At 68.2% G+C, this 6,404-nt stretch carries 6 protein-coding genes; all 6 read right to left on the minus strand.

All coding sequences use genetic code 11. The annotated features are described in order from the left end of the window. Positions 1 to 19: 19 nt before the first annotated feature. Complete coding sequence (locus ACZ37P_RS35590) at positions 20 to 553, minus strand: FHA domain-containing protein (RefSeq protein WP_355335734.1); 534 nt, start codon at positions 551 to 553, stop codon at positions 20 to 22. Positions 554 to 911: 358 nt separating this feature from the next. Next, on the minus strand, positions 912 to 1,766 hold the full coding sequence (locus ACZ37P_RS35595) for a DUF881 domain-containing protein (protein WP_402713407.1): 855 nt from the start codon (positions 1,764 to 1,766) through the stop codon (positions 912 to 914). A 7-nt stretch (positions 1,767 to 1,773) separates the two neighbouring features. Next, positions 1,774 to 2,106: a small basic family protein gene (locus ACZ37P_RS35600; protein WP_033175851.1), complete on the minus strand. Its 333-nt coding sequence runs from the start codon at positions 2,104 to 2,106 to the stop codon at positions 1,774 to 1,776. Further along, positions 2,103 to 3,044, minus strand: coding sequence for a DUF881 domain-containing protein (locus ACZ37P_RS35605; protein ID WP_467350564.1), 942 nt, complete (start codon positions 3,042 to 3,044; stop codon positions 2,103 to 2,105). Before ACZ37P_RS35605 ends, ACZ37P_RS35600 begins: the two co-directional genes overlap by 4 nt. Positions 3,045 to 3,107: 63 nt before the next feature. Continuing rightward, positions 3,108 to 5,603: a mannose-1-phosphate guanyltransferase gene (locus ACZ37P_RS35610; RefSeq protein ID WP_355335743.1), complete on the minus strand. Its 2,496-nt coding sequence runs from the start codon at positions 5,601 to 5,603 to the stop codon at positions 3,108 to 3,110. A 22-nt stretch (positions 5,604 to 5,625) separates the two neighbouring features. After that, on the minus strand, positions 5,626 to 6,234 hold the full coding sequence (locus tag ACZ37P_RS35615; RefSeq protein WP_355335745.1) for a CDP-alcohol phosphatidyltransferase family protein: 609 nt from the start codon (positions 6,232 to 6,234) through the stop codon (positions 5,626 to 5,628). Positions 6,235 to 6,404: the final 170 nt, after the last annotated feature.

Below are 6,404 nucleotides of genomic sequence, written 5' to 3' on the forward strand. Positions count from 1 at the left end.
CGGGTCCGGGGGAAAAGAGCTAGATCCCCCGCTGGCTCGCGTAGAAGACCAACCTGTACTTGCCGATCTGGACCTCGTCACCGTTGGACAGCGGCACCGCGTCGATCCGCTCCCGGTTGACGTACGTGCCGTTGAGGCTGCCGACGTCGGAGACGGTGAAGCCGCCGTCCGGGCCGCGGCGGAACTCCACATGGCGACGGGAGACCGTGACGTCGTCGAGGAAGATGTCGCTCTGCGGGTGGCGGCCGGCCGTGGTCAGCTCACCGTCCAGCAGGAAGCGGCTGCCCGAGTTCGGCCCCCGTCGCACGATCAGCAGCGCGGAGCCCATCGGCAACGCGTCCACGGCCGACTGCGCCTCGGAGGAGAGCGACGGCGTCACATGCTGGCCGGTGACCTCCGCCTCGTACGCCTCGAGGCCCGAGATGGAGATCGTGGAGGTGGTCTCGGACGCGCGTTCCTGCCCGGCCCCTGAACCGCGCAGCGGCGCACCGCAGTTGTTGCAGAAGCGGCTCGCCTCCGCGTTCGTGTGCCCGCACCGCGTACAAACCGGCAAGCCGAACCCTCCACCCGGGGTTGAGGTTGATGGTTCCCCGAAACCTATGCGGGGGGACGAGGCAGGGTCAACAGGCGCCACGCCGGGGCCACCGGAAAAGTCGCCGCCGCCTTGCTGGTCCTCGTGCCGGAACAGCGGGCGGTCGCCGGACTGGCTCTCCTCCCCGGTGTTCCGCGGAGCACGGTGGCGCGCCGTCGCCGGGTCACCCGACTGCCGCGCGCTCTTGCCGAAAAACTTCCCAAACAACTTCACGGGCGATTCCCCTTGAAAGAAACAGACCCGCCCGTGGGGCAGGACGAACCCTCGCTACACACAGTTTCCACCACACAGCACCCCACAGATGCCCCGACCCCCCGCCTCACTGGGATGACGACCGAGCGTAGTCAGGCTGCTTCGACGGCCGCAAGGCGGACACAACGATCTTCTGCGACCTGACGACATCGGCCGTGGCCTGCTCCTTCTCCAGCGTCTGCACGACCCCGCCCGGGATGTTGAGGGCGGGCTCCAGATCCTGCGGATTTCCGATCACCTTGAACTCGTACGGCTGGGACACTTTGTGGCCGTCGATGAGCACACCGTCCGTACCCTCCGTGAAGTACGTGTCGGCGACGACCCGTACATCGTTGATCTGGATCGCCTCCGCACCGGCCGCCCGGAGTTCCTGGAGGGTGTCCAGGAGCGAGTCTGCCTGGACACCGCCCTTGGGGTCGGTGATCGTCAGCGTGATACCGGGCCCCTGGGCGGCCACCGTGCCCGCCAGGATGCCGAGCTGCTGCGCCTTGGCCTGGGTCTGCTTGAGCGCCTCCGCGGCCTGGTTGGAACTGGTCTCCAGCTCCGACCGCTGGCTCTCCAGACCCCGCTTCTCGTCCTCGAGCCGCTGGGTGCGGTTGTCCAGCTCGGTCAGGATGCGGACCAGGTCCTCCTTGCGCGCGCCGCGCAGCGCGCCGCCGCTGTCGCTCGTGGAGCTGACCTGGATCGCCAGCCCGAGGCCGAGGACGAACAGCAGGACGGCCACGGTGAGCTGGGCGCGTGACAGCCGCGGCGGCCACAGCCCGGCGACCAGGCGCTGCCGCCCGGTGACCGGCGGCGCGGCGTGCTCCGGCTCATGGGCGTGCGCGGCGTGGGCGGGCTCGTGATCGTGCGCGGCGTGGGCCGGGCCGTGCTGCTGGCGGTCCCGCCCGTCGTCCGCGGACTCGTGGTGCTCGTCGCTCATACCGTCGTCACGCCCGGAAGACGTGGCGGCGGATGGCCGCCGCGTTGGAGAAGATCCGGATGCCGAGGACGACCACGACGCCGGTGGAGAGCTGCGCGCCCACCCCGAGCTTGTCGCCGAGGAAGACGATCAGCGCCGCCACCACCACGTTGGACAGGAAGGAGACCACGAAGACCTTGTCGTCGAAGATCCCGTCCAGCATCGCCCGCAGGCCGCCGAAGACCGCGTCGAGAGCGGCGACGACGGCGATCGGCAGATACGGCTCGACCCCGGTCGGCACCACGGGACGGACCACGAGCCCGACCACGACTCCCACGACGAGGCCCAGTACGGCGATCACTTCGAACCCTTCCCTGTTGTGGCGGAGTCCGCCTTCTGCTGGCCGGGGACCGGCTTGGCATACCGCACGATCAGGCTGGGCGCGGCGGCCAGGTGCAGCGTGCCCTGGACGGAGATGCTCGCGCGGATGCCGTAGTTCTGCTCCAGGACGTGCAGGTACTGACCGTCCGCACTGTCCTGGAATGCCGCGCTCAACCGCTCCCCGTCCCCGATCGCCAGCACCGTGTACGGCGGCGCCAGCGGCTTGTTGTCGACCAGTATGGCGTCACCGGCGGCCCGGATGGCGGACAGTGCGGTGAGCCGTTGGCCGTTGACGGTGATCGCCTCGGCTCCCGAGGACCACAGCCCGTTCACCACGCGCTGCATGTCGCGGTCGCGGACCCTGCCGGTGTCGGAGAAGCTGCTGCTCTCCCGCGGGCCGCCTGTGCCGCCTTCTGACGCCTCCTTGGCGTCGTCCACGACCAGCTTGACGCCGGGACCGTCCACCGGGGTCGCGCCCGACAGCAACTCGACCAAGGCGCTGCTGTCGCCGCCGTGGTCCTCCAACGCGGCCCGCTGCTCGGCGGCCACGGTGTCGCGCAGGCCGTCCACACTGCTCTGGAGCTTGTCGGCGCTGTCGGTCTCGGTCTTCACCTGGTCGATGAGCTTCTGGCGCTCCTTGGCCTCGGTGGGCGCGGCCACCCGCGTCTGGGCCGCGCCCACCGTGACGACGATGGCGGCGAGTACGAGACCCGCGGCCAGGCCCAACTTCCCGCTCAGCCGCTTCGGCAGCCTGGAGGTGCCGACCTCGCCGCGGCGCGCGGCGGCCTCCGCGTACCCGTCGTCGAGACTGTGCTCCATGACGTTGGTGAGCAACGACATCGAGGCGTCAGGACGCCGCCGGGCAGCCCCGGGGACGGGGCTGCTCCGATCGGGTTGCTGCTGCGGCATGCCGCACATCGTCGCACGTCGGGGCCGCCACACTCGAATGGCCCCCTCACGGCGCGCCGTTCGGCCGAAGGATCAGCGCCCGGCGCTCTCCACGACCTCCGCCCACTCGTCGAGCAGTGCCTCCGCGGAGGTGTCGTCGGGCCCTTCCGCCCACAGATGCGTGACGGCCTCCGCCGGGTCGGGCAGCACCATCACCCAGCGTCCGTCCGCCTCGACCACGCGCACGCCGTCGGTGGTGTCCACCGAGCGGTCGCCCGCCGACTCCACCACGCGCCGCATCACGGAACCCTTGACGGCCCACGGTGTCGGCACGTCCCGCTTGATGACGTGAGCGCGCGGGATACGGGCGTCGATCTGGCTGAGCGTGAGCTGCGTACGCGCCACCAGTCCGATCAGCCGCACGAAGGCGGCCGATCCGTCGAAGACGCTGCTGAACTCCGGAATGATGAAGCCGCCGCGCCCGTCGCCGCCGAAGATGGTGCCCTCGGCCCTGCCGACCCTGGTCAGGTCGTCGGGCGACGTCGTCGTCCACTCGACCTGGGTGCCGTGGTACGCGGCGACCTGCTCGCCGATCCGGGTCGTGGTCACGGGCAGCGCCACCCGGCCGCTGCGGCGCTCGGCCGCGACGAGGTCGAGCATGACCAGCAGCGCCCGGTCGTCCTCGATGATCCGGCCCCGCTCGTCCACCAGGGACAGCCGCTCGCCCACGGGGTCGAAGCGCACGCCGAAGGCGGCCCGCGCCGAGGCGACGATCTCACCGAGGCGTACGAGTCCGGCCCGCCGGCTCTCGGTGGTCTCGGTCGGACGGGCCTCGTCCAGACCGGGGTTGACGGTGAGCGCGTCCACGCCGAGCCGTCCGAGGAGGCTGGGCAGCACGAGCCCGGCACTGCCGTTGGCCGCGTCGACCACGACCTTCAGACCGGCGTCGGCGATCCCGGAGATGTCCACGGCCCGCAGCAGCGCGCCGGTGTAGGAGTCGAAGACCGTGGCGGGGAACCGCAGGTCTCCGATCTCGCCGGGGAACGCCCTGCGGTACTCCTGACGGGCGAAGACCCGGTCCAGCTTCCGCTGTCCGGCCGCGGACAGGTCCGCGCCCCGCTCGTCGAAGAACATGATGTCCAGCGAGTCCGGCCGCCCCGGTGAGGTCCGGATCATGATGCCGCCCGCGCTGCCGCGCGCGGTCTGCTGCCGTGCCACGGGCATCGGCACGTTCTCCAGGTCGCGCACGTCGATCGCGCTGGTCTGGAGCGCGGAGATCACCGCCCGCTTCAGCGCACGCGCACCACGTGAGTGGTCGCGCGCGGTGGTGACCGTCGCGCCCTTCTTCAACGTGGTCGCGTACGCGCCCGCCAGCCGTACGGCCAGCTCGGGGGTGATCTCGACGTTCAGAATGCCGGACACCCCGCGGGCGCCGAACAGATGTGCCTGCCCGCGCGACTCCCAGATGACCGAGGTGTTGACGAAGGCGCCGGCCTCGATCGTCTTGAACGGATAGACGCGTACGTTGCCGGCGATGTTCGATTCCTCGCCGATCAGGCACTCGTCGCCGATGACCGCGCCGTCGTCGATCCGCGCGGCCCGCATGACATCGGTGTTCTTGCCGATGACGCAGCCGCGCAGATTGGTCTGCTGGCCGATGTAGACATTGTCGTGGATGACGGCCTTGTGCAGGAAAGCGCCTGTTTTCACGACCACATTGGAGCCGATGACGCTGTGCTCGCGAATCTCGGCACCCGCCTCGACCTTGGCGTAGTCGCCGATGAAGAGCGGGCCGCGCAGGATGGCGTCGTGGTGCACCTCGGCGCCTTCCGCGACCCACACGCCGGGGGAGATCTCGAAGCCGTCGATGTCGACGTCGACTTTGCCCTCGAGTACGTCGGCCTGGGCCTTCACGTAGCTCTCGTGGGTGCCGACGTCCTCCCAGTAGCCCTCGGCGATGAAGCCGTAGACGGGCTTGCCCTCCTTCATGAGCTGCGGGAAGACGTCGCCCGACCAGTCGACGGACACGTCGGCCTGGACGTAGTCGAAGACCTCGGGCTCCATCACGTAAATGCCGGTATTCACCGTGTCGGAGAACACCTGGCCCCAGGTGGGCTTCTCCAGGAAGCGTTCCACCTTGCCTTCGTCGTCGACGATGGTGATACCGAATTCGAGGGGATTGGGGACCCGGGTCAGGCAGACCGTGACCATGGCTCCCTTCTCCTTGTGGAATTCGATCAGCTCGGTGAGATCGAAGTCCGTCAGGGCATCACCGGAGATCACGAGGAAGGAGTCGTCCTTCAACGCCTCTTCGGCGTTCTTGACGCTTCCGGCCGTCCCCAGCGGCTTCTCCTCGTTGGCGTAGGTGAGCTCCATTCCAAATTCTTCGCCGTCCCCGAAATAATTCTTCACCAGGGAGGCAAGGAACTGGACAGTCACCACCGTCTCAGTGAGTCCATGCCGCTTGAGCAGTGTCAGAACATGCTGCATGATCGGGCGATTCACCACTGGCAGCAGAGGTTTGGGCATGCTCGAGGTCATTGGGCGAAGGCGAGTGCCTTCACCGCCGGCCATGACAACCGCCTTCATGTCGGAACGTCCTCCTCGTGACTCAGTCAGCCGTGGTGTCCGCCCGCACAAGTCGGCGGACCTGCACCACATAGAGGATCCCTGCCCACCAGTACAGGGTTGTACCCCAACCTGCGAACGCCCAGCCGAAAATAGACGCCAGTGTCGCAAGCCATCCGCTTCCGTCGCTCAGGAGGAGCAGCGGAAAGGCGTACATGAGGTTGAAGGTAGCCGCTTTCCCGATGAAGTTCACCTGGGGAGGTCCGTACCCGTGCCTCCGCAGAATCAGCAGCATCACCGCCATCACGGCCTCACGGGCCAGCAGCAGGACCGTTACCCACAGTGGGAGGATGTCGCGCCATGTGAGTCCTACCAGCGTGGACAGTACAAACAGCCGGTCCGCCGCGGGATCGAGAACCCGGCCGAGACTGCTGACCTGATTCCACCGCCGGGCCAGCTTGCCGTCCAGATAGTCACTGATGCCGCTCAGGGCGAGTACGAGCAGCGCCCAGCCGTCAGCCTTCGGTCCGCCGAACTCGGGCCACAGAATCAGCCACAGGAACACGGGTACGCCCACCAGGCGGGCCATACTCAGGATGTTGGGGATCGTGAAGATCCGATCCGTTTGCACCCTTGTCTCCTGGACCTCCACCGGGGCCCCTCCTGTATGTATGTCCTGACGTTTCGGGCCAGACTCTACCGCAGACGCAAAAGAGGCCCGGCGTCGGATCCTAAGATCCGAGGCCGGGCCTCTTCCATAAAAATTGTTCGGCGGTGTCCTACTCTCCCACAGGGTCCCCCCTGCAGTACCATCGGCGCTGA

The sequence above is a fragment of the Streptomyces sp. NPDC024632 genome (assembly GCF_055559175.1).

What these genes read in the sequence shown, in the direction of transcription:
- ACZ37P_RS35595 (WP_402713407.1), bottom strand. Translation starts at nt 1,766, where the DNA reads ATGAGCGACGAGCACCACGAGTCCGCGGACGACGGGCGGGACCGCCAG.
- ACZ37P_RS35605 (WP_467350564.1), bottom strand. Translation starts at nt 3,044, where the DNA reads ATGTGCGGCATGCCGCAGCAGCAACCCGATCGGAGCAGCCCCGTCCCC.
- ACZ37P_RS35610 (WP_355335743.1), bottom strand. Translation starts at nt 5,603, where the DNA reads ATGAAGGCGGTTGTCATGGCCGGCGGTGAAGGCACTCGCCTTCGCCCA.